This window comes from Paenibacillus violae, assembly GCF_032461945.1.
GTDB lineage: Bacteria > Bacillota > Bacilli > Paenibacillales > NBRC-103111 > Paenibacillus_E > Paenibacillus_E violae.
This window is the reverse complement of record NZ_JAWCUD010000011.1, coordinates 80,087-102,782: the sequence shown is the minus strand read 5'-3', so window position 1 is coordinate 102,782 and position 22,696 is coordinate 80,087. Positions and strand designations below refer to the sequence as shown.

At 40.9% G+C, this 22,696-nt stretch carries 22 protein-coding genes and 1 pseudogene; 17 read left to right on the top strand and 6 right to left on the bottom strand.

Translation table 11 applies throughout. From position 1 onward, the window contains the following. Positions 1-117 precede the first annotated feature (117 nt). Positions 118-624 (top strand): DUF3189 family protein, encoded by a 507-nt coding sequence (locus tag RQP52_RS26780; RefSeq protein WP_315954677.1) that lies wholly within the window; start codon positions 118-120, stop codon positions 622-624. Between the two features lie 119 nt (positions 625-743). Here RQP52_RS26780 and RQP52_RS26775 read toward each other — a convergent pair whose 3' ends face one another. Beyond that, on the bottom strand, positions 744-923 hold the full coding sequence (locus RQP52_RS26775) for an H-type small acid-soluble spore protein (protein ID WP_315954676.1): 180 nt from the start codon (positions 921-923) through the stop codon (positions 744-746). Between the two features lie 149 nt (positions 924-1,072). Between RQP52_RS26775 and RQP52_RS26770 the strand changes: the two genes are divergently transcribed. After that, positions 1,073-1,561, top strand: coding sequence for a PCYCGC motif-containing (lipo)protein (locus RQP52_RS26770; protein ID WP_379175314.1), 489 nt, complete (start codon positions 1,073-1,075; stop codon positions 1,559-1,561). 6 nt (positions 1,562-1,567) lie between these two features. On the opposite strand, the gene arsC is transcribed toward RQP52_RS26770, so the two are convergent. Genes arsC through RQP52_RS26755 form a run of 3 tightly spaced genes read right to left on the bottom strand, consistent with a single transcriptional unit; the run spans position 1,568 to position 3,713 of the window. Then, the gene (gene arsC, locus RQP52_RS26765) at positions 1,568-1,996 is read right to left on the bottom strand and encodes an arsenate reductase (thioredoxin) (RefSeq protein ID WP_315954674.1); all 429 of its coding nucleotides are present in this window, start codon (positions 1,994-1,996) and stop codon (positions 1,568-1,570) included. Further along, positions 1,975-3,381, bottom strand: coding sequence for an arsenic transporter (locus tag RQP52_RS26760; protein WP_315954673.1), 1,407 nt, complete (start codon positions 3,379-3,381; stop codon positions 1,975-1,977). The genes arsC and RQP52_RS26760 overlap by 22 nt, the downstream gene beginning before the upstream one ends. A gap of 8 nt (positions 3,382-3,389) precedes the next feature. Further along, positions 3,390-3,713 carry an ArsR/SmtB family transcription factor gene (locus RQP52_RS26755; RefSeq protein ID WP_315954672.1) on the bottom strand — a complete coding sequence of 108 codons (324 nt, stop codon included), beginning with the start codon at positions 3,711-3,713 and terminating at the stop codon, positions 3,390-3,392. Positions 3,714-3,973: 260 nt separating this feature from the next. Here RQP52_RS26755 and RQP52_RS26750 point away from each other — a divergent pair, with 260 nt between their 5' ends. From RQP52_RS26750 to RQP52_RS26735, 4 genes are all read left to right on the top strand, one after another. Then, positions 3,974-4,321 (top strand): ArsR/SmtB family transcription factor, encoded by a 348-nt coding sequence (locus tag RQP52_RS26750; RefSeq protein WP_315954880.1) that lies wholly within the window; start codon positions 3,974-3,976, stop codon positions 4,319-4,321. 69 nt (positions 4,322-4,390) lie between these two features. Further along, positions 4,391-5,194 carry an arsenite methyltransferase gene (locus RQP52_RS26745; RefSeq protein ID WP_315954671.1) on the top strand — a complete coding sequence of 268 codons (804 nt, stop codon included), beginning with the start codon at positions 4,391-4,393 and terminating at the stop codon, positions 5,192-5,194. Positions 5,195-5,294: 100 nt separating this feature from the next. Beyond that, the gene (locus RQP52_RS26740; RefSeq protein ID WP_315954670.1) at positions 5,295-5,546 is read left to right on the top strand and encodes a PQ-loop domain-containing transporter; all 252 of its coding nucleotides are present in this window, start codon (positions 5,295-5,297) and stop codon (positions 5,544-5,546) included. A 123-nt stretch (positions 5,547-5,669) separates the two neighbouring features. Further along, positions 5,670-6,065: a VOC family protein gene (locus tag RQP52_RS26735; protein WP_315954669.1), complete on the top strand. Its 396-nt coding sequence runs from the start codon at positions 5,670-5,672 to the stop codon at positions 6,063-6,065. 133 nt (positions 6,066-6,198) lie between these two features. On the opposite strand, the gene RQP52_RS26730 is transcribed toward RQP52_RS26735, so the two are convergent. Further along, on the bottom strand, positions 6,199-6,918 hold the full coding sequence (locus RQP52_RS26730) for a DUF421 domain-containing protein (protein WP_315954668.1): 720 nt from the start codon (positions 6,916-6,918) through the stop codon (positions 6,199-6,201). 401 nt (positions 6,919-7,319) lie between these two features. Here RQP52_RS26730 and RQP52_RS26725 point away from each other — a divergent pair, with 401 nt between their 5' ends. Then, positions 7,320-8,288: an aldo/keto reductase gene (locus RQP52_RS26725; protein WP_315954667.1), complete on the top strand. Its 969-nt coding sequence runs from the start codon at positions 7,320-7,322 to the stop codon at positions 8,286-8,288. A gap of 144 nt (positions 8,289-8,432) precedes the next feature. Continuing rightward, positions 8,433-8,738 (top strand): annotated as a pseudogene (locus tag RQP52_RS26720) (FtsW/RodA/SpoVE family cell cycle protein); the annotation flags it as partial. Between the two features lie 2 nt (positions 8,739-8,740). Here the strand turns inward: RQP52_RS26720 and RQP52_RS26715 are convergent. After that, positions 8,741-9,460 (bottom strand): hypothetical protein, encoded by a 720-nt coding sequence (locus RQP52_RS26715; RefSeq protein WP_315954666.1) that lies wholly within the window; start codon positions 9,458-9,460, stop codon positions 8,741-8,743. A gap of 186 nt (positions 9,461-9,646) precedes the next feature. On the opposite strand from RQP52_RS26715, the gene RQP52_RS26710 reads away from it, so the two are divergent. From RQP52_RS26710 to RQP52_RS26670, 9 genes are all read left to right on the top strand, one after another. Then, positions 9,647-10,729 (top strand): GerAB/ArcD/ProY family transporter, encoded by a 1,083-nt coding sequence (locus tag RQP52_RS26710; protein ID WP_315954665.1) that lies wholly within the window; start codon positions 9,647-9,649, stop codon positions 10,727-10,729. Further along, entirely contained in the window at positions 10,726-12,132 is a 1,407-nt protein-coding gene (locus RQP52_RS26705) for a spore germination protein (protein WP_315954664.1), read from the top strand. Before RQP52_RS26710 ends, RQP52_RS26705 begins: the two co-directional genes overlap by 4 nt. Further along, the gene (locus tag RQP52_RS26700; RefSeq protein ID WP_315954663.1) at positions 12,129-13,235 is read left to right on the top strand and encodes a Ger(x)C family spore germination protein; all 1,107 of its coding nucleotides are present in this window, start codon (positions 12,129-12,131) and stop codon (positions 13,233-13,235) included. Before RQP52_RS26705 ends, RQP52_RS26700 begins: the two co-directional genes overlap by 4 nt. Positions 13,236-13,427: 192 nt before the next feature. Then, on the top strand, positions 13,428-14,375 hold the full coding sequence (locus RQP52_RS26695; RefSeq protein WP_315954662.1) for an ABC transporter permease: 948 nt from the start codon (positions 13,428-13,430) through the stop codon (positions 14,373-14,375). A gap of 13 nt (positions 14,376-14,388) precedes the next feature. Then, on the top strand, positions 14,389-15,258 hold the full coding sequence (locus tag RQP52_RS26690) for a carbohydrate ABC transporter permease (RefSeq protein ID WP_315954661.1): 870 nt from the start codon (positions 14,389-14,391) through the stop codon (positions 15,256-15,258). Positions 15,259-15,330: 72 nt separating this feature from the next. Then, the gene (locus RQP52_RS26685) at positions 15,331-16,917 is read left to right on the top strand and encodes an extracellular solute-binding protein (RefSeq protein WP_315954660.1); all 1,587 of its coding nucleotides are present in this window, start codon (positions 15,331-15,333) and stop codon (positions 16,915-16,917) included. Positions 16,918-17,005: 88 nt separating this feature from the next. Continuing rightward, complete coding sequence (locus tag RQP52_RS26680; protein WP_315954659.1) at positions 17,006-18,751, top strand: sensor histidine kinase; 1,746 nt, start codon at positions 17,006-17,008, stop codon at positions 18,749-18,751. Then, the gene (locus RQP52_RS26675; protein WP_315954658.1) at positions 18,748-20,367 is read left to right on the top strand and encodes a response regulator; all 1,620 of its coding nucleotides are present in this window, start codon (positions 18,748-18,750) and stop codon (positions 20,365-20,367) included. The genes RQP52_RS26680 and RQP52_RS26675 overlap by 4 nt, the downstream gene beginning before the upstream one ends. 100 nt (positions 20,368-20,467) lie before the next feature. Continuing rightward, on the top strand, positions 20,468-22,693 hold the full coding sequence (locus RQP52_RS26670; protein ID WP_315954657.1) for an FAD-dependent oxidoreductase: 2,226 nt from the start codon (positions 20,468-20,470) through the stop codon (positions 22,691-22,693). The last annotated feature ends 3 nt before the right edge of the window (positions 22,694-22,696 follow it).

Genomic DNA, 22,696 nt, shown 5'->3' with positions numbered 1-22,696 from the left:
CTCTTCTTAGGTTCCTGCCTATATGACTGATCGAGTTGTGTAAAACCGCGGACTTGGCTCGATTGTTTTTTTCATTAATGGAGATAATGATATTAATGAAAAAGAGGTGGGTTACTCATGATATTTATTTATAATGATTTCGGGGGTACACATACTACAGCTTTGGCTGCAGCGTATCATCTGAAGAAATTGGACGAAACTCGCAAGCCCACGGAAAATGAAATATTGAATACACATAATTTCAATAAATTGGTGTACCAGGACAGAGGAAAGCTATACTTCCACGGGAAGGATGAGGACGGCAATAAGGTCTATACAATGGGGAGAGGCAGATCTAAAATCCTAGTTCCCGGCATTTTTAATATGATTGATATGTTGATTGAGAATGGGGTCCTAAAAGAAAAAATTATTTTATCCAATACGTCTCCAACTGTGCCTTTTTCAATGACATGTGGTGGGATGCTGTCACGATGGCTAAAGATTGATTTTTTAGGCGTACCGTTATTGGTTACCGGGGCTAAACAAGCTTATCAAGACATTATTAATCTCGTTCATTATACAAAACAAACCGCGCATTCCTCTAAATCACAACTAATTATGTTGGAAAATAAAGAATTCAAATAAACATTTAGAAAGATTTTCAGAAATTCTTTAAAATACACTGAAAAAGGGCTGTCTCCATAAGAGACAGCCCTTTTTGCCTAAGTTTAGAAGAAAGCCATGTTGTTTATCAGAAAGAATTTTTAATGCTCGATTAAATTGATTAGAGGAACTTCTTGCTCCAGTTCTGGCTGATCGAGTGTGTAGACCATGGCCGTCTCGTTTTTTTCATCAACCGTTTGGATGTAAATTGGAATTTCATTATAGGTCACATGCGCCATTTCTGGGGATGAGGCGATTTCTAATGCTCTGGATTTGTTCACTTTCATGATCTCCTTAAGGTAAATGTACAGACAATTTTAGCATGCCCTCAAATCGATTCAATTATTAGGCAACCTCTCCCTTAGTGAACTGTGACTTTTATTTTGCCTGTGATATATTAGTTATGACTAATACTATAGAGGTGTCTATATTGAAATATAAATTTATGATTCTATTAACTGCGGTCTCACTAACACTTTCGGCCTGTGGATCTAAACAAAAAGTTTCTAACGAGGAACATTCCGAAAGCCAAGCTCATGTACATAATGATACGCAAGAGAAAACGGCATCAACTGACGTTTTGCCGACTTTTCTTAGTTCACAGAGAGAAGAAATTCAAATTGTCTATCAAATAGCTGGTAAATCGACAGATATTATAAAATGGATACCCTGCTACTGTGGATGTGGAGAAAGTTCGGGCCATAAAAGTAATATGAACTGTTTTATTAAAGAAGTAAATTCAGATGGTTCAGTTGTTTGGGATGATCACGGAACCCGATGTGGTGTGTGTTTACAAATTGCAGTTGAGGCCGTCAAGATGAAACAGGAAGGCAAATCCCTTAAAGAAATTAGAACCATTATTGATAACACCTACAAGAAGGGTTATGCTAACCCAACGGACACCCCATTGCCTGTATAAAGGATCTTACTTACCTTCTTTCACAAATTGTTCGATCCGGCTCTTAATGGATTCACGCACTTCACGGAATTTTGCGGTGATTTCTTCTTCCGTCCCAGTTGCTTTGGCAGGATCGTCAAAACCCCAGTGCCATCTTTGAGCCTTATCATTACGGACAACAGGGCAGTGCTCGTCAGCATGACCACACAATGTAATAATGTAATCGGCGCGGCCTAGAATCTCGGTATCAATCACATCCGAAGTATGGTTTGAGATGTCGATGCCGTCTTCATTCATCGTTGCTACTGCGCGTGGATTTAATCCATGGGCTTCCAAGCCAGCACTTTTCACTTCGTATTTCTCCCCGCCTAAAGCTTTCAAATATCCATCAGCGATCTGGCTGCGGCATGAGTTTCCTGTGCAAAGAAAATATACTAACGGTTTTTTGTTCTCCATGGTTTTATTTCTCCTTTTGTTTTTATGATCAACGCGGCGACCACCACAATGACTGCAATCGCAACAATGAACAACCAGATATTCATACTTGTTGTATGAATGACATGAAGCCATAAATGAAGCCCTGAAAGAGTAATCAAGAGCGTTGGAACAGTAAGAACAATACCTGTCTTAAAATAAGTGCCCCATGTGATTTTTACACCTTTTGTAGATAGAACATGTAACCATAAAAGGGTTGCGAGTGACCCAATCGGTGTGATTTTAGGTCCAAGATCGCTTCCGACAACGTTGGCATAAACCAATGCTTCTCGAATAATACCGTCTGTATGTGTACCTTTGATGGCCAGAGCATCAATCATAACTGTGGGCATGTTATTCATGATGGAGGATAAAATAGCCGACAAGAAGCCCATTCCCACAGTTGCAGCAAATAATCCTTGTCCTGCTAAGTTCTCAACGACTTTTCCCAGGGCATCGGTTAGGCCGGCGTTTTTGAGGCCATAAACAACGACATACATGCCGATAGAGAATATGACGACAGCCCAAGGAGCATCTTTGATCACTTGTTTCGTTTCAATCACCTTACTGGATCTAGCCATTAAAATGAAAATCAGTGCTACGACGCCTGCGATAATCGAAACAGGGATTTTAATAAAACCGCTAATTACATAGGCGACCAGAAGGATGCCAAGGATAACCCATGACATTCGGAAAAGCTTATGATCTTTGATGGCATTTGAAGGTTGCCTTAATTGTTTCATATCGTAACTCGTAGGGATGTCCTTTCTGAAAAAAACGAACAAAACAACCAAACTCGCCGCTAAAGAAAATAGGCTTGGGACAATCATGCGGCTTGCATAGGTGACAAAGTCAATACCAAAGAAGTCCGCGGATACGATGTTCACTAAATTGCTGACAATCAAAGGCAAAGAAGTTGTATCTGCAATGAAACCACTTGCCATAATGAAGGGGAGAATCATTTTATCCGGGAGCTTCAACGCTCGAACCATTGCCAGTACAATCGGAGTAAGAATTAAAGCGGCTCCGTCATTGGCGAAAAATGCGGCAACAGCCGCGCCTAACAAAATGACATAAACAAACATGAGTCTTCCATTGCCTTTCGCAATTCGCGCCATGTGTAGGGCTGCCCATTCGAAAAATCCGATATTGTCCAAGATTAGGGAAATGAGAATAATCGCGACAAAAGCGAGTGTAGCATTCCAAACGATGGATGTAACTGTCAGTACATCGTGGAAAGACACGACTTGGAAGAAGAGAGCTAGGATAGCGCCAGCAGAAGATGACCATCCAATGTTGAGACCCTTAGGCTGCCAAATAACAAAAGTTAACGTAATAAGAAAAATAAGTATCGCAATGTAAGTCATGGTTTCTCCTAATCACAACAGTTTAGATCTGCACAAGATATGGCATCTACTTTTTCTTTTTGAGATGGCAGGTGCTGAAAAAATTCGTTCAAAAAGGGTTTATCCTCCATGTTTAGCGAATAAAAAACCCATTGGCCTTTTTTGGCTTCTTTTACTAAACCGCCGGCCTTCAGTTTTCGCATGTGCTGACTCACATTGGGCTGACTGGTTTGTAAGAGTTCAACAAGCTCGTAAACACATAGTTCACGTTCTTTGAGCAAAGAGAGAATCGTTAATCTCATTTTGTCCCCCAGCAGCTTACACACCTCAGATAATTGTTCAATATCGGGCAAAGTTACACGCTCCTTTAAATTCGCACATGCAAGCCTTATGAGATTCGTAAATGATTATATAATTATTCAGTTATATATTAAAGTTAAGGTTTTGTAAACTATAAAGGATTAAATCAAAATAATTTGATTTAATCCTTGAATTTTCCAATTATTATATGTTAAGATTATTTCATCAAATAAAATTGATTTAAGAAAGCGGCTGCGATGTTGAACTCTTACAGCCTGCTGCCCAGCTTGTTGCTAAAGAGGAGTTAAAAATGATGAAAGAGATTCCTATTTTTTCGAGTGTGGAGAGCCATGTTGATTTTTCGAAATACGAACTCCAGTTTAAAGCTTTAGCAGATCAGAAACGATTGCAAATCATGTATGAGCTTACTCAAAAAGGCAGTGTCTGCGTTTGTGATTTGGTTGAGATAGTTAACATGCCACAGTCAAAATTATCATACCATCTGAAAATATTGCTTGATACTAATCTAATCACGAAAGAGACCAAAGGAACTTGGAGTTATTATGAATTAAACCATGCAGAGGTTAACCGATTGCTTTCACCAGAATTATGCTGTATTTTCCGAAAAAGCGAAAATCTATCAAGCGGATGTTGCTCGTAGCCCACTTAGGTGGGTTTTTAAATCAAGTATTAATCAATATTTTTTGATATAACAAAGGAGAGATGACTCATGAGTCAGGTTCAAAATGATGAGGTACGTCAACATGTTCGCAATCGCTATAAACAGATTGCCGTTGAGAGCAATCCTAATGCAAGTTGTTGCTCCTCCACTTCACTAACAACAAGCTGTTGTAACACTCCTGATGAGGTTTCCTCCAAATTAGGTTACTCCACTGAGGAACTAAATGTTGTTCCAAATGGTGCAAATCTCGGTTTAGGATGTGGAAATCCTCAAGCAATAGCGTCACTAAAAGCGGGAGAAGTTGTTCTGGATTTGGGCAGTGGTGCCGGGTTTGATGTTTTTTTAGCTTCTAGACAAGTTGGAGAAACGGGTAAAGTATACGGTGTTGATATGACGCCAGAAATGGTTAGTCGTGCACGTCAAAATGCTCAGAGTCATGGATATGAAAATGTAGAGTTTCGTCTCGGTGAAATTGAGCATTTGCCGATACAGAATGATTCAATTGATGTTATTATTTCAAACTGTGTTATTAATTTGTCACCGGATAAAGAGCAAGTATTCAGTGAAGCTTTTCGTGTATTAAAACCAGGCGGACGCTTGGCTATTTCAGATGTAGTAATGACTTCCGAACTTCCAGAAGAGTTAAAAAGTGACCTTCATTCACTCGCTAGCTGCGTATCAGGTGCCTCTACAATTGATGAAGTAATGGTATACCTGCAAAGAAGCGGATTTCAAAGCATTGTTGTTGAACCTAAAGATGATTCTCGGGAATTTATTAAGGATTGGGTGCCAGGGGCTGACATAGAAAACTATATTCAGTCGGCAATAATCAAAGCCATTAAAAAGGGGTAATAAAGGGTTTTGCAGGAGCAGATCGCAGCGACCGGAAACTAATCACCATGCATGGACTGAGAGAATATACAGTATAAAGAAATCCGTGAGGTGTTATTTGATGCTGTTTCCTGTACTGCAACTAATTGGTGGAGTAATTCTTTCTTTAGGTTGGGTTCCTCAAATTATTCAAATTTTGAAAACGAAATCAGTTTCAGATTTAAGTTTAAAAGCATACTTGCTTATATTTTTAGGAATTAGCTTAATGGAGGTTTATGCGATTAGTTTAGCTGTCAACGGTGCTGGCTTAGCTTTTTTAATAACAAACACATTATCTTTATGTGTCGTGCTGTTCGTTATCACTTTAATTTAACGGTATCGGTAACAACTTGGGAAGACAGCTAATCAAATGAAATCGGCTGTCTTTTCAATTGTTGGGAGTTTAGTTGAAGATTGGATATAATATGATGCATTAGAAGTAAAGGAGGAGTATGAAATGGAGAAAGTAATACCTTTCTTAATGTTTCAAGATGGCAAGGCAGAAGAAGCGATGAGTTTCTATACTTCGCTTATTGAGGATTCTGAAATTACAAAACTTGTTAGGTATGGTCCTAATGAAGCTGGAGATGAAGGAACCATCATGCAGGCTACTTTTACATTAAAAGGGCAGGAGTTTATGTGTATTGACAGTAATGTTAAACATGCATTTTCCTTTACACCTTCGTTTTCGATTTATGTTGCTTGTAATACGGAAGAAGAAATTGATGAGCTTTATGGGAAACTTAATGAAGGTGGACAAGCTCTCATGCCATTAGGTAATTATGGGTTCAGTAAAAAGTTTGGTTGGCTGAATGACCGTTTTGGAGTCTCATGGCAAATTAATTATCTATAAATTCTAGCTAACTAACGAGAGTATTTAGTTAAATCAATTCATGGAGCAGTTGCCATCAGGGCAGCTGCTCCATTTCTCATTAAGCTAGAGGGCAGAATAATAGAATACCATATTCATTTTAAATTATTACGTATTACTCCCTATTTATTGGATTTTTAATTTTATCAATATATAAATCGAAATATAATTTGCCGTTCGTACCCTTTACGGCGTAGCATACTTCTGTTAGAGTCAATTTTCTTTTTTTTAATTCATTATTTATCCAAGATTCGGAGATCTGATTTTGTTCTAAATTTTCATGAACCATTATACCATCCATGATCAGTTCAACTGGAAATGTCGTTTTCGTCTCTTTTTGTCCATTAAATCTGGGTATATCCTTCATTAGAACCTGACGAAATTCAGGTTTTTTTAATACGGATAATCTTCCATTTAACTCAAGAACCGCGAATTCAACTTCCTGTATATCAAAAATATCCTTCTCCCGTAATTCTTGATTCAAAGTATCCAATGTAAGATGCAGTTTTTTTAGATTATCTTCGAGAATTTTTCCATTTTCAATAACAATTGTGGGCCGGCCAGACAGCCATTTCCTTGACTTCCTGCTTTTTAATGAGATGAATGTGACGATAAATGCAATACCACTGAATAACAATAGGGAGGCTAAAAGATTCCAATGATTTAATTTTGTGTTAAATGCCAAATTTCCAGTAATTGCTCCTAATGTTATTGCGGCTACAAAATCATGATAAGTCATTTGTGAGATTGTTTGTTTTCCCAATATCCTAGCAACGATCATAATAATAATAAATGCCGCAAATGTTCTTATTAAAACTTGAATGAATTCCTCCATATACCTCCCCCTATAAGAATAAATTCCCCAATTCTCCCATGGATTATTTCATTTATTTATATTGTTTTTTATGGATAATTAGATTAGATCTTTGGCGGAGTAATATTTCCTTTGTTACTGTAGGGTTGCAGACTAGATAGCCACTGCTTTTTCGTTACCCGATTTATAATAAGAACTTTATCTCATTCACTACGGAGGGTAGAAAGGACTAAATTTCAAATGGTTAATGCTACGGGGGAACAATAGTTGTAAAACCGAATGGTGTGACGCGCTGTAACCCTTCACTGTACGACGGGCAAATTAGTTAAGTTAAAGTAACTAAGTAACAATAATATCACTACTTTTTGGAACACTGGATATGGTGTATTCTAAAATCGATTATAAATGAAGGAGGCTATCCTATGCTGTATAATAACTTGTCAAAAACAAGTCTTAAAGTTTCCAAGATAAGTCTTGGAACCATGATGTTCGGAGGGCAAACAAGCGAAGCTGATAGTCTTAAAATCATGGATTACTCATTTGAGCATGGCATTAATTTTTTTGATACTGCAAACTCGTATAATCAGGGTGAAAGCGAAAAGATTGTCGGCAAAGGTCTCAAAGGGAGGCGTGATGAGATTATTCTTGCGACAAAGGTACGCGGTTCTATGGGTAAAAACCCTAATAACGCGGGATTAAGTCGCCGAAATATTCTATCTGCTGTTGATGCTAGCTTAATGCGATTGGATACTGATTATATCGACATCTACTATATGCATGCGCCAGACAACGATACAACCATCGAAGAATCACTTGAAACGATGTCTACTTTGGTAAAAGCGGGGAAAATTCGATATATTGGTGTCAGCAACTATGCCGCTTGGCAAGTCGCTGATATGTTATCTATTTGTGACAAACGCAATTATATCGCACCCATAATCACTCAGAATGTCTATAACCCTATTACCCGCGGCATAGAAACAGAACTCGTTCCTTTTTTAAAAGCGCATGACGTGGGCATGGTCATCTATAACCCTATTGCCGGGGGGTTACTGGCCGGTAAACATAAGCCGGGTAAGCCTGCGGAAAATACTCGATTTGCCAATAATGAAACATACTTTAACAGGTACTGGTCAGATGAGAATTTTGCCGCAGTAGACAAGCTTACTCAAATTGCTGAGGAATGTGGATTGAGTATCCTGCAACTTGCGATGAAGTGGTGCGCCGCGCAAGAATCCGTGACGAGTATCATTTCAGGAGTAAGCCGATTAGCCCAAATCGAGCAGAATATTGCGTCGATTGAGGGGCAACCGCTGGATGCCGAGACTCTGTTGAAATGCGAAGACGTATGGCGTTCATTAGCAGGAACACGTTTCGGATACAACCGATAAGTAACCCGAATTTTAATATCACTGAAAGAATAAGGCGGATCGGATGATCACGCCTTATTTCTATTCTCGTTGGGCCGATTGCCTCTAGTGCAGATAAATATGATCTTCTAATATGATATCCGACGATTCAGCTGCACCTAACGGTTATTCTTCCTTTATTTTGTTCTCATTTATCGAATGATCACTATCGCACTTAGCATTCGCAGCCAAACAGGCATTTACATCATTGGTGGGATTTCCGCTATGTTTTTGTTTCAGGTTTTCGAAAACATCGGGATGCTGATGGGTATCATGCCGATTACGGGAATCACTCTTCCTTTTATCAGCTATGGAGGCACCTCGCTGTTGATTAACATGGTATCAGTAGGCTTTGTTCTAAGTATAAAAATCTATGATGACATAGATATTGAAGATATTAACGTTTCCAGGAACTATATTAATAAACATTAAGGCTATGACTGCAAGCCATAAACCATGGTCCAGATTGGAATTTGATCGCCTGGATTCATCTCATTGTACACATTGCCGGACCAAGGTGTGCCGCAGATGTGCAGATAGGCGTAAGGTGTGCCATCGAACATCACCCAGGCGCCTGCATCTCTGACTGTGTTGGGCAGTCCGGCATTCTTGGCGTCAAAAGGCCAAATGATCATCCAGTGCGGACCAATCGGGATTGGCGTGCTTGTGGTATCAAACGGATCGGTGTTGCTATGCTGCGTGGCACCGCACAGCATATAGATGAGGCCAGGAGCCATATTCGTGGGTTGCGGCTTCTTGGCCTTGAGATCCATTATCCATTGCAGTCCCATTGGATCGGCGCACATCGGGGGATTGCCGATCTGATTCTCATCCCCGGGAAAGCATATCCAATGGTTGGTGCCTTGGCGTAGGATGATTAGTCTTCCATCCGCACGCATTTCTGCGACGGTTGCATCTTTGGTGATGTGCCGTGGGCCAGAGAGCATCGCCCTCGCTATCTTAATAGCGAGGGCTTGTTCCTGTTTCGATGCAGGGACCGATTGTCCAGGCGGCATCATGGCAATTGCGCTGTTGCTGTATGATCCAGAGGCTCCTTCTTCAATTGAAGCATTAGGTGTGGAACTAATTTTTACTTTCTTCGTTGCCTTCGTTCGGGACTCCACTACAGATGAATTTCTCCTTCGCTTGGCCATTTATTTCCCCTCCAATTTTAATTATTTATTTACACAGCGAAAAGACCTATCAGCATTCTATGCTGTCATTTCTTAAGAAATGTAATTCGTGTTGTACGGGATTATCAAGGAGAGTTTTTGAAAGTGATATCTATTTGGAATGGAAAAATATGTTGTGGGAAATTATATGGGCAGGAGGTGAATTAGATGTCGACGTTTACCAATCCCAAGATAAGTCCCTTACATGGTTATATTTTATGTATGAGCGGGATTTTTTCTTTGGCCCAAATTTCAGGAGCAATCATTTTAATAGAGGAAGCAAAACGCGATGCGTTTGTCAGCAGCATTGTAGGATGCTTAGTATGTTTTTTATTTATTATTGGGATTTATCGAATTGTAAATAAACTGGCGCCTAACCAATCCTTTCTCCAACTGCTAGAACTTAAAATGGGGAGTTTCATTGCTTGGGGAGTGAGAAGTTGGATTGCCTTTTACTTGTTCTGTGAGCTTTTTATTGTCCACAAAAATATTGTGACATGGGTCAAATCCATGATTTTACCCTTTACGCCTATTTGGGCGATATCCTTGCCCTTACTGCTCGTTTGTGCCTATTTAGCAGTGAAAGGTATCAAACCCATCGCGATCTCATTTTCCGTGCTATTCCCGATTCTCGCGACACTGATCTTGTTTATGACCTTATTTACTTTTAAGAATAGGCATATGGAACTTCTGCTGCCTTTAATAAGCGAGGGGGCACGGCCTATCTTTGAAGGGGCTGTAACGACCTTCAGGTACGGTATGGAATTGTTTCTGTTGTTATTATTATCACCTCATATACAAGGTAATTTCAAATGGAAGCACTTTGTAGTGCTGTTCTTTGTTATTTCGATTTTTATCATCAATGCTGTTGTCAGTATGTTGACGATATTCGGCCCCTACGAAGCAGAAAAACAGCGGTTTCCTCTCTTTACTCAGTGGCGGCTGGTTAGAATTAGCAGTTTCGTTGAACATCTTGATTTTTTATCCATGTACCAGTGGCTTAGTACTAGCGCTATTCACATCAGTTTAGGGATGTTTTTATTCAGTGATTTACTAACTTCCAAGCAGCAGCATAAAAAAATAGCGATCATCTTATTTACAACTGTCTTATTTATCCTTGCACAGTTTCAAATCAACGATAGTGATTTTCTAGCTTTCACGAAGTTCTATTTCTATCCTCTATCTACATTGTCTATTCTTTGCTGGATGATAATTGCTTACCTTTCAACAAGAAAGAAAGGTGTAACATGAACATTAGAAATGCAAAAGAAGCGGATTTCAGAGCGATTTTTTCTTCCTGCTATGACGTGAAATTTCAAAAGCGCGGCGCTGCACAGGTCATTTATTGCGAAGGTATGGTGGATAGTAAACAGCTAAATGAAAATATACTTCCACGGATATCAGAATTGATTCAAAACGATGTGTTGAAGCTTCTAGACGACAGTGTCGAACTCAGTCAGATTGAGCAGAGTGTATTCTCAGGGAATGTGTTGATCTATTTTATCCATGAGAATGAAAGTTGCACCATGTATGAAATAAATATTGCCAACCCGCCAAAGCGCCAAACGGAAGAATCCATCAGCGAAATATCGATTCGCGGACCGCGTGATGGATTTACGGAAGAAGTGATCACCAATGTCGCCCTTATTCGTAAACGAATGAAAAGCACTTCGCTTCAATATGAGCACTTCATTGTGGGCAAAAGAGGGAACGCAGGTCTAGCGATTCTATATATCAAGGATATTATCAACCCTGAGTTTGTTACGGAAGTGAAGCGTCGCATTGCCCAAATCGATGTGGACACGATTATTGGGTGTGCGCAGCTGGAGGAATATTTAAGTGATTCGAGTGACTCCATCTTTCCGTTAGTGGATTCAATAGGAAGACCTGACTTTGCAGCAGAAGCGCTGTTGCGCGGCAGATTTGTTATCCTCGTCGACGGATCTCCAATGGCAATCATCGGTCCATCTAGTCTTACAGAGCTATTAAAATCTCCTGAAGATGTTCATTCCGCTTACTATTACACGATTTTACAACGCATCTTACGTCTAGTCGGTTTAGTGACGGCTATGTTTCTCCCTGGATTCTATATTTCATTAACTTGCTATAATATCGACCAAATTCCTTTCCCATTGCTGGCAACCATTTCTGTTGCACGAATTGGTATTCCCTATTCAGCGACGATTGAGAACCTGTTGATTTTGGGATTATTCGAATTGTTTCGCGAAGCCGGCATTCGTCTGCCGAAACCGGTTGGACAGACGGTAACGGTCGTCGGAGGACTTATCATTGGGGATGCTGCGATTCGTTCTGGACTTGCTTCATCCGCCCTGCTCATGGTGACTGCAGCGACAGCTGTTGCATCGTTTACGCTGGTCAATCAATCCTTAACAGGTACCGTCACCCTTATTAGAATCTATATGCTGATCATCTCTTCATTTTTGGGGATATACGGATTTTTTATCGGCATGATTTCAATGGTGGCTTACACCTCTACACTAACATCTTTTGGTATATCTTACTGGTCTCCAATTGCTGAACTCAATATAAGAGCGTCTATAATAGCGCTATTCAACAGGCCTTTCAAATCCAAAAGCAAAAGACCGAGCGCATTACAAACGACTGATTCTACATCACAAGGGGAAAGACAATGAAACCTGTGGTACTCCTCGTTACGATTTGTTGTATGTTGTGTGTCTCCGGTTGTTGGGACAATAAGAATATTCAAGATTTGCTTTACGTTTCTGCTATAGGGGTTGATCACAAAGATAATCTTTATGAAGTGTACATTCAAACGGTATCTTTCAGTAATGTAGCTAAGGCGGAAAATGCAGGAGGAGGGAGCGGGCCGCACGTGTATGTTGGAAAAGGAAAAGGGAAAACCCTCTCTTTGGCATTAGGCAATCTTTACGATACGGTTCAAAGAAGGTTATATTGGAGTCATGTTCGTGCCTATCTGTTTACCGAAAACGCGATTAAAGCTGGGGGTGACGAATACTTTGATAATTTAAAGAGATATCGGGAATTCAGGTACACCCCATGGATATTCGGCACAAAGGAGTCTATTGAGGAAATTTTTAAAACCCCCTCATTTTTTCAAATGTCTCCAATTACGAACATTCTTAGCGAGCCGGAAGATAATTATCGTCAGAAATCGTTCATTAAACCTCTACTTGCGCAAGAATATCAAATTCATCTGAATGAGCCAGGAGATACGGCTATCGTCCCTACCTTAACTATTGATAAAAACGCATGGCAGACCGAGGAGAAATCCGAGAATAAATTGAAAATAAATGGCGTGTTTGTCGTTCGGAAAAACGACTTTCAAGGATGGATAGCCGATACTCAACTTAAGGGACTAAGATGGATGGAGAAAGCGACATCAAGAACATCAGTTGGTGTACAATCTGCAACTGTTTCTCTTGAAAAACCTAAGTCCAAGATATCAATCACGATGCAAGGTGTTAAAACGATTTTCAATATAGAAGTTACAGTAAAAGGCAACATTGTTGAATTACTTGACAGTCATCAATCCGAACAAGAAATTGAAAAAGAAGTAGAAGAGAAAATTAAAGAAGAACTCCGATCGACATTTGAGGAAGGGTTACATCTCGAGGCTGATATATACAATTTTAGAAATACGATGTTTAAAAAAAGGTTCAAAAATTGGCAAGATGTCAAGCTTACTTCCTCATCGCTAAATCGAATTGATGTTCGAGTTAAGCTCCAACATACCGGTGAGCTGAAGAAGATATAACATTCAAAGATCAGGGAGCATCACGCCGCGTGGCTGATGCTCCCTTTTTTTTCTACACTGAAGAGCAGAGTAACCTAACAACTTGGCTTATTCTGAGGTACTTAATATCTTATAAGAAATTCTTGAAATTACAGAAATTTATCCGTTGGGCGGGTGCTATTATACAAATATAAATAAAGACGAGGTGATGATATGCAAGCGAAAATGACAGCGGACGCCATTCCCCTCCCCAGAAAGCGGAATTCATGGATAAGAACGTTACAGAAGTACAAAGTGTTGTATGCTCTCTTATTCCCGGCATTAATTTACTTTGCCGTATTCAAATATATTCCCATGGCGGGAATCGTGATTGCCTTCAAAAACTATAACCTAGCCTTGGGACTATGGGACAGCCCATGGGTGGGATTAAAGAATTTCAAGGATTTTATCAATGGCGTTTATTTCTGGGACATCATGAGAAATACGATTATCATATCGCTGTATAAGTTATTGTTCGGTTTCTCCGCTCCCATCGTACTTGCCCTGCTTCTCAATGAAGTTTATACCCAATGGTTTAAAAAAATCGTGCAAACGATTACGTATTTGCCCCATTTTCTATCATGGGTCATTGTTTATGGACTGATGGTGGCCTTATTAGCCCCAGGAGATGGCCTTTTTAACATGATTTTAAAGCAAAATGGTGTTGGGCCGATTTCTTTTCTAACGGAACCTGCCTGGGGGAGACTGCTGATCATCTTATCTGAAATATGGAAGGATATTGGCTGGGGAGCGATATTGTATCTCGCCGCATTGGCAGGAATTGATCCAAGCTTATATGAAGCAGCTCGAATGGATGGCGCTTCCAAGTGGAGACAGCTATGGCATGTCACATTACCCGGCATTCGAGGCGTTATTATTCTGATGCTGATCCTTAAATTAAGCCATATTTTGGATGCTGGATTTGACCAAATATTCATGTTTGCGAACAGCTTTAACCAAGAGAAGATCGACATTATTGACACATGGGTATACCGTGAAGGGTTAGAGCGGCTGAAGATTGGCTTGGCTACTGCTGTGGGATTGTTTAAAGCTATCATCGGATTTGGATTAGTTTTGGCTGCGAATAAGGTCGCCAAGAAATTCGATGGGCAAATTTGGTGAGGTGGTTTTTAAAATGATCAACATGACAGTCGGGGAAAAAGTATGGCAAGCAGCCGTTTATATAATTCTAATTGTACTATCCCTACTTTGCTTACTCCCCTTTTTATATGTGGTTGCTGTTTCAGTGACGCCAGAATCGGAAGTAGTAAGAAGAGGAATTGTGATTATACCTGAAACCATTACTTTACTAGCCTACAAAGAAGTATTCATTTCTCATGGGATAGGGCAAGCGTATAAAATCACGTTGTTTCGAACGATTGTAGGTACTGCACTAAATGTGCTTTTTACGATCATAGCGGCATATCCGTTATCCAAAAAATATTTGCCGGGACGCAGCACATTTTTAATATTCATTGTGTTTACCATGATGTTTGGTGGAGGGTTAATTCCAACCTATTTGTTAATCCGTTCTCTGGGATTGCTAAACAGTCCGTGGGTATTAATTATTCCACATCTCATTAGTGCTTTTAATCTGGTAATCATTAAAGGTTTTTTCGAGCAATTGCCTGCTGAAATCGAGGAATCGGCAAGGGTCGATGGCGCAAGCGAACTTCAGTCGCTATGGAGAATTATTTTACCCCTGTCCTTGCCCGTCCTTGCCACGATTTCCTTATTTTATGCCGTAGGGCATTGGAACAGTTATTTCGATGCGATTGTTTACTTGAATGATTCGAACTTAATGCCGCTGCAAGTTGTCTTGCGTAACATTTTGCTTAACATCGCAACACAAAGTTCTGAATCGATGGCCAATGCTGGAACGGTTAGCAAGTTCGCCGTGCAAATGGCTGCTGTTGTTGTGACTACGGTTCCGATCTTGATCGTTTATCCATTTATGCAAAAGCATTTTACAAAGGGTGTACTCTTGGGATCGATTAAAGGTTAAAAAAACAATTACTACCTAGGTTGTTAAGGAAACAGCGTGATATTATATATACAAGCAAAAGGAGAGGTCAATATGCAACTTAAGAAGGTTTCATTTACTGTTCTGGCTGCTATCGTAGGGCTAGGAGCGCTATTGTCAGGTTGTGCGGACAAAGAAGAAGTTAAGCCAGGAGCTTCGAGCAGCTCTCAATCCGAATCTAACAAGTTCGCGACCAAAATGAAAATTTCAATGTTTAACCAAGGTACTTTCAATGCTGCCGCACCGATACCTCCACGTGAGGAAGATATTCAACGTCAAATGTTGGAGAAGGCGGTGAACATTGACTTGGATATGATGGTTCCCCAAGCTGGGCAAGCAACAACCAAGCTGAATACGCTCATTGCAGGCGGGGATATTCCAGATCTGATTTTCTTGAAAAGTCGGGCCGATCTCGCGCAATATTATGATCAAGGTGTTCTTGCGGATCTGACGCCTTATTTGGATCAATTTCCTGAACTGCAGAAGCGTTTCGGTAAAGACTCCTGGGATGCGACGTCATATCTAGGAAAAACCATTGGCGTTCCGGGTTATGATAATGTAAACGGGATCAGTCGAAGCTTCTTTATCCGCAACGATTGGTTGAAAAAGCTGAATATGAAAGTGCCGACAACTCCTGATGAGCTGTTCGAAGTAATGAAAGCCTTTACAGAGAAAGACCCGGACGGAAACGGCAAAAACGATACGTACGGATTCATAGGCGGTATGAATAAAGAAGGCAATCTACAAACCTACGGCTTCGATAGCCTAATGTGGATGTTTGGCGTTAATCCGCCTTCAGCCATTGAAGTGAAAGACAATAAACCCGTATTCCTTTTTATCGATCCCAAAATGAAAGAGGCACTCGCTTACATCAATAAAATGATGACAGCGAAAGTTGTCGACCCCGACTGGGTGACGATGACTACACCAGATTTGTTAGACCAAAAGTTATTTAAAGGTAAAGTTGGCTTCATGATTAGAGATGCCCGCAGATTGGAACCGGATTATCAGCAGAAGATGAAAGAAATTGGCGGAGAGATTCCGGAATGGATCGTCATTCCGCCAATGAAAGGGCCTTACGGTGATCAAATCGTGGAGAGAAAATCGTTCCAAGGCAATTCATGGGCGATTTCCAAGAAAGCGGGCAAGGACAAAATCATTCGGATCTTGTCTATGCTGGAATACCTCTTTACGGACAAAGAAGCTTATCCGAATTTTGCATACGGAATTAAAGGGATTCATTGGGATGTCGTAGACGGCAAGATCAAAAATAAAACCTCTGAATTATCCAAAGAAATGAAAGAAAAGTACTTATGGGTCGATCATTATAGAATGCCGCGTCGAGGCGATGATGCCGAGTACTTCAGCTTCCAGAATCCGAAGACGGCAGAAGCGTTCACGAACAATCAGCAATATGTAGGTCCTACTTTACCCGGAAATTTATTGACTGCAGACCCTAGTGATACATTGGCAACGGACCGAACTCGTTTCATTAATGAAAGCTTAGTCAAATTTATGTCGGGCAAGGACCCTCTGACGAACTGGGATCAATTCCTCAAAACATTGGATACCAAGTTTGATATGCAAACCTATAAGGATACAGCAGTTAAGCAATTTAAAGAAGCAGGCTTAATCAAGTAAATAAACAAAGAGAGTGGCGATAAATAGCCCCTCTCTTTGTTGTCCTATGCTATGCTTAGTTTAATCCGGATTTAAAAGGAAGATGGCCATGCGAAGAAGAATCAGCTTGCCTTTAAAACTATTTTTGATTGTGTTTGCCTTTGTATTAAGCTGCATCATCTTGATAAGTCAATTGTCCTATCGCTATGTTCAAAAGGAAATAAGAACCAACGATATTTATTACACGAACCAAATATTGGACAAAGTTGACCAGTATTTGACGGTTAATTTTTCTTCGTTCCAGACGATCTTGTTCTCGGTTGAAACATCGGTGAAAGCAAACATTGACAATACGGAAGTAATTAAAAAGCAATTAAGAGAGTTATATGAACTTAACAGTAATTATGTCAGTAACATTTACTTGATCAAAAGTGATTTATCCATTCTAGGCGGAAGTACGACTACGCGGATTTTTGATGAGCCTTTATCGGACAGAGAACCTTTGTTTGATGCGGCCGACAAGAACAGACGAACTACATTTGTCAGTGATCCTTACAAATCTAAGTATTCCGGCTGGACCGTTACGATGGTTCGATATCTGAACGGCTCTCCTTTTCCTATGGCCATTGCCGTAGATTTGGATCTAAATGCCATTGAAGAAACCCTGTTTAAGATTAACAAAAAAGAACAAATGAATCTGGCTCTGATCACCTCATCGGGCAAAATCATTGCTGGATTTTCGGAAAATAGAGGACCCCTCAGTATTCAAGATCATACGTTTTCAATCGGGGAAACGTCGGCGGAACAAATTCTTAATACGTCGGGAACAAGCCTTCAACTGCATACAAAAGAGGGCTTGCCTGTCTCTATTCTGAAGAAACCGACGGAGAAATTCAATTGGTCCATCATTTCGATTAATGATGAATCTCGTCTGGAAGCTGCACTGTCCAGATTGGAGAAGTATTACATCGTGCTTTTAGTTGCAGGTCTTCTCTTAAGTTTGTTCATTTCTTTTTTTATTGCCAAATATATCAGGAATCCGCTCTATGCGCTCAAAACAAAAATGAAGCGGGTAGAACAAGGTGATCTGACAACGACAGTTACCATCAAGCGAAACGATGAATTTGGCGACCTTTCCCGTGCCTTCGACCGAATGCTGCAGCAAATTGTGGAACTGATTCGGCGAGGAGAGCTTCATAATGAACTGGAGCGGAAGCTGGAAATCCAAGTGCTGCAATCTCAAATAAACCCTCATTTTCTGTATAATACGCTTGGAGCTATCAGTAATGTCATACACCTTGGACAAATAGAAAAAGTAGATGTGGTGATAGGGTCTCTCATTTCATCATTGGAATACGGGATCACCGACGCTTCGGAGAAGGTTTCACTACGTCAGGAGTTGCAAAATGTATCGGACTATATCGCGATTCAGAACATCCGATATAACAGGCACTTTCATTTGATTGAGCATATCGAAGATGGGTTAATGGACTTTCCGGTTTTTCGAATGCTGCTGCAGCCCATTGTAGAGAATAGTATCTTCCATGGCTATAACGGAGGGGAAATCGAAGGTTCGATTACGATTCATGCATACAGGAAAGGCGACATCGTCATGATAGAGGTCATTGATCAAGGCGAGGGAATTCCAGCAGATAAAATAAAGCATATTTTAACTGCAGAACCGAGTGATCTGGAAGTAAAAAGGAAAAGAATCGGGTTACATAATATTCATGGTCGAATAAGACTTCATTATGGGGAGCAGTTCGGGCTCCAAATCATAAGCATACCGAAGGAAAAAACCTGTGTCCGCGCCGTATTCCCGGTAGATTTATTCAAAGGAGGTGTATGTGGGTGAGAGATTACACTTGCTTCATCGTTGACGATGAAGATCTAATCATGCAACGATTGGAACTATTTTTTAGCGAGCTCTCTCCTAAGGAACGCCGATTCCAGTTAGTGGGAAAAGCGATGAATGGGCAGAAGGGGATAGAGGAAATCTTAAAGCTAAAACCGGATATCGTCATAACCGACATCGTGATGCCGCGAATGGATGGGATCTCCATGATTGAGCAATTAAAGCCGGAGCTGCCTCATACCCAATTCATTCTTTTGACCGCCTATTCGTCATTTGAATACGCACAGCGAGCTATTCATGCCAATGTATTGGATTACATTGTTAAGGTTCCGTTAAATGAAGCAAGTTTGGATAGAGCTTTGAATAAGGCAGCTGGCATTTTGGATGAGATTAAGAGGAAAGAAGAGGAATTTCAATCTTTAAACGTATCTATTCTTGAAAATAAATATAGAGTTCGCAAGCAATTTTTTAACGAGCTGATCAGGGGCGAAATACCTTCTCATCGGGCATCACATTTCGTGGATAGCATGCAGTTCCATTTCTTTCAAGCTAACTATTGCTGTTTCATTGTTGAAATGAATCAATATGAAAGTTTTCGAAATGAATATTCAGCGGTTGACCAAAACATCTTGAAATATGCAATTACGAATGTCATCGAAGAAACGGTGATGAATTGTGGCAACGGTGTGGCTACGGATCTATCCGATAATCGTTTTATTGGCTTTCTTTCCTGGGAGCACAATCGTAGCAGCATGGATACGGAATATGCTTGTCAAACGTTAGGGAATCAAATCGTCTCCCATATCCATCAGTATTTGAATCAAAGGGTATCAGTAGCTTTTGGCAGTCCGCATCGAGGTTGGGAGTCTATCAAACAAGCTTACACGGAAGCTCAGAATGTCAGTGAGGATTTCTATTATCATGCAGATAAAGTAGTCAAAACACCGACGCATCGGTTCCATTACCGTAATGACAGTAGAGATGGCTTTCAGCAGAAACTGGCTGATTTCCTTGTGTGGGTGCAAAGACAGGCTGCCAAAGAAGAGCTGGAGAAAGAATTTGCTGTTTTATACCAATTTGTTACGGATCATAAAATCCATAAGTCCATCATGGCTCCTATGCTTAGAGACTTCTACAGAGACATTACGGCGAAATTTAGATCGGGGAGCACGCTGAACACGGATGTAGCGGAGTTTCCCATCGAATTTATGGCATTTCGGGAGCAACTTGCCTATATTAGCGACTTTACGTTCGAATATGTACACGCTGGTCAATTAGTACATCGGACAGAAATTATGGGAGCCATTCGATTTATTGAGAAAAATTTGAAACAGCGTTTGACATTGGAGGCTATTGCCGAGGATGTGAACTTGGCGCCATCGTATTTCAGCAGCCTATTTAAAAAAACAATGAACGAAGGCGTTATTAGCTATATCAACCGCAAAAAAATACAACTGGCTCTCGAGTTATTAAATGTTCAGGATTATTCTTTATTGGAATTGTGCGAGGAAGTAGGCATTGTCAATGAAGGGTATTTTTGCAAACTGTTTAAAGAGTATACGGGTGATACACCTAAGCAATATCGGATAAAAATAACACGGTATGAATCCAAATAAGTTTGCAAGAAAATGTATGAATTTTTCGCGAAATCATGTAAAAAAATGAGGTTTAAAAGGACTACCATGATAGATGTATCTTATCATGGAGGTTATCAAAATGGAGCTAATTAAAGCGGATGTGACCGTCGTTGGCGGAGGAATTGCTGGACTATGCGCCGCCATTGCTGCCGCTCGTCAAGGGCTGCAAGTTTCACTTATCAATGATCGGCCGGTTCTTGGGGGAAATGCCAGCAGCGAAGTTAGGGTTCATATCAACGGGTCGGCTTATCTCGGCAAAAGTCCTTCCTATTATGCGCGTGAGGGCGGGTTGGTGGAAGAGCTCAAGTTGAAAATTTTCCACTATAATCCGTTATATAACAAAAAGCTTATGCTTTCGATTTCGGATACGGTCTTGTTGGATATGGTTTATGATGAGCCTAACATTTCTCTATTTCTGAATACATGCGTGCATGAAACGGGAATGGAGAATGGCAGAATCAAGTGGGTGGAAGGCCTTCAATTGGCTTCTGAAAGGAAATTCCGGTTTGAAAGCCGAACCTACATCGATTGTTCCGGAGACGGAGTTGTCGGATATCAGGCAGGTGCTCTCTTTCGATGGGGAAGAGAAGCGAAGCATGAGTACAAGGAGGACCTGGCTCCTGAAGTGGCGGATCACTACACCATGGGAGACACAATCCTATTCCAAGCCCGCGATGTAGAGTATCATGTTCCGTACAAGAGGCCTGGCTTTGCGTATGATATTACGAAGTTGCCCTTTTTCGATAGTATCAGAAAAGGCTTGAACCATCGGGCTTTTCCTAGAAAAATCAACGGGCTCGGCGGATTGTGGTGGCTGGAATACGGCGGGCATATGGATGTTATTACAAACAATGAAGACATTGCTCTAGAGCTGCGGAAATTGGTTTACGGGATTTGGGATTATATCAAAAATAGCGGTCAATTTGATGATGTGGACAATCTCATCTTGGATTATGTGTGCCCGATTCCGGGAAAACGGGAATCCAGGCGATTTATTGGGAATTACATGTTATCGCAGAACGATCTTACAATGAAGCCGCATTTCGAAGATGCTGTATCCGTTGGGGGCTGGTATATGGATTTACATGCTGCTAAGGGCATCTACGATGAGGGGCCGGCAACAGCGTGGAACTTCGTGCCGGGCTTATACAATATTCCGTTCCGTAGTTTATTTTCGCAAAATATACCTAACCTCATGTTCGCTGGTCGCAATATAAGTGCTACTCATGTTGCTTTCGGATCGACAAGGGTAATGGCAACTTGCGGCTGCATGGGGCAGGCAGTTGGAACCGCGGCTTCGTTATGCTTGAAATATCAGGTAGACCCCGTAGACATCGCCCGAGCTCATATGGGGGAGCTGCAGGCGCTGCTGCTTCGAGACGGACAAACGATCGTAGGGCTTAAAGAGGAGCTGGATCCTTACTTCGCTGATGGATTACATATTCGTTCCTCGTCTCAGCGCAGCTATGACAATGTTCATCCAACCGAAGCGATTCCCTTGGAGCAAGGGTTATGTTTGGTCTTGCCGATTCAGACATCCGAGGCGGAAAGCGTACGGGTCAAAATTAAAAATAGTTCCGAACATTCGGAAACGTTGTTTGTAAAGTTGTTTGGTGGAGATCGGAAGGAAAACTATATGCCCACCAGGGCGTTGAAAGACTACAGCTTGGCTATTGCAGCCGGTTATGACGATTGGATTACGTTAAACCTGGGCTGCACGAAGCCGGCGGACGACAAAATCTACATTGTGCTGGAAGGTACAGAGAGGCTTGCCGTATACGGTAATGAAGAGAAAATAACAGGAGCAGTCAGCTTCCATTATAAGCCGGAAGAGCCGTCTCGGCTGAAGAAATTCAACAAGAGCATTTGCTTTAAGGACCTGCTGCCATACCAGGATATGTATAACCCCGAAAATGTCATCAATGGCTACTCCAGACCTTATGGTCTGCCGAACGTCTGGATTTCCAAATGTACGGAAGGGCAGGAGTGGTTGGAATTCTGTTTTGCCAGTCCTAAAAATCTGGATGAAATCCATCTTGTTTTTAATTCACAACTGGACTTGGAGCATTTTGACGATCCGATTGAGTCCCTGATCCAGGACTATGATATGACCTTAACCTTAGAAGACGAAACCGTAAGGAAAATTGATATCCGTGGAAATTATCTCACGTTGAATAAACATAAAGTGGATTTGAAAGGTGTAACCCGAATCCGGATTCATTTCTCTGCAACGCACGGTTCGCCTTATCATGAAGTATTTGCTGTGAAATTGTTTGCTCCCAAAACGATAAGTGAGGTCAGGTGAAGT

Excerpts from the sequence above, each read along its gene's own strand:
- RQP52_RS26780 (WP_315954677.1), top strand. The coding sequence starts at position 118 with ATGATATTTATTTATAATGATTTCGGGGGTACACATACTACAGCTTTG.
- arsC (WP_315954674.1), bottom strand. The coding sequence starts at position 1,996 with ATGGAGAACAAAAAACCGTTAGTATATTTTCTTTGCACAGGAAACTCA.
- RQP52_RS26760 (WP_315954673.1), bottom strand. The coding sequence starts at position 3,381 with ATGACTTACATTGCGATACTTATTTTTCTTATTACGTTAACTTTTGTT.
- RQP52_RS26750 (WP_315954880.1), top strand. The coding sequence starts at position 3,974 with ATGAAAGAGATTCCTATTTTTTCGAGTGTGGAGAGCCATGTTGATTTT.
- RQP52_RS26745 (WP_315954671.1), top strand. The coding sequence starts at position 4,391 with ATGAGTCAGGTTCAAAATGATGAGGTACGTCAACATGTTCGCAATCGC.
- RQP52_RS26740 (WP_315954670.1), top strand. The coding sequence starts at position 5,295 with ATGCTGTTTCCTGTACTGCAACTAATTGGTGGAGTAATTCTTTCTTTA.
- RQP52_RS26735 (WP_315954669.1), top strand. The coding sequence starts at position 5,670 with ATGGAGAAAGTAATACCTTTCTTAATGTTTCAAGATGGCAAGGCAGAA.
- RQP52_RS26730 (WP_315954668.1), bottom strand. The coding sequence starts at position 6,918 with ATGGAGGAATTCATTCAAGTTTTAATAAGAACATTTGCGGCATTTATT.
- RQP52_RS26725 (WP_315954667.1), top strand. The coding sequence starts at position 7,320 with ATGCTGTATAATAACTTGTCAAAAACAAGTCTTAAAGTTTCCAAGATA.
- RQP52_RS26715 (WP_315954666.1), bottom strand. The coding sequence starts at position 9,460 with ATGGCCAAGCGAAGGAGAAATTCATCTGTAGTGGAGTCCCGAACGAAG.
- RQP52_RS26710 (WP_315954665.1), top strand. The coding sequence starts at position 9,647 with ATGTCGACGTTTACCAATCCCAAGATAAGTCCCTTACATGGTTATATT.
- RQP52_RS26705 (WP_315954664.1), top strand. The coding sequence starts at position 10,726 with ATGAACATTAGAAATGCAAAAGAAGCGGATTTCAGAGCGATTTTTTCT.
- RQP52_RS26700 (WP_315954663.1), top strand. The coding sequence starts at position 12,129 with ATGAAACCTGTGGTACTCCTCGTTACGATTTGTTGTATGTTGTGTGTC.
- RQP52_RS26695 (WP_315954662.1), top strand. The coding sequence starts at position 13,428 with ATGCAAGCGAAAATGACAGCGGACGCCATTCCCCTCCCCAGAAAGCGG.
- RQP52_RS26690 (WP_315954661.1), top strand. The coding sequence starts at position 14,389 with ATGATCAACATGACAGTCGGGGAAAAAGTATGGCAAGCAGCCGTTTAT.
- RQP52_RS26685 (WP_315954660.1), top strand. The coding sequence starts at position 15,331 with ATGCAACTTAAGAAGGTTTCATTTACTGTTCTGGCTGCTATCGTAGGG.
- RQP52_RS26680 (WP_315954659.1), top strand. The coding sequence starts at position 17,006 with ATGCGAAGAAGAATCAGCTTGCCTTTAAAACTATTTTTGATTGTGTTT.
- RQP52_RS26670 (WP_315954657.1), top strand. The coding sequence starts at position 20,468 with ATGGAGCTAATTAAAGCGGATGTGACCGTCGTTGGCGGAGGAATTGCT.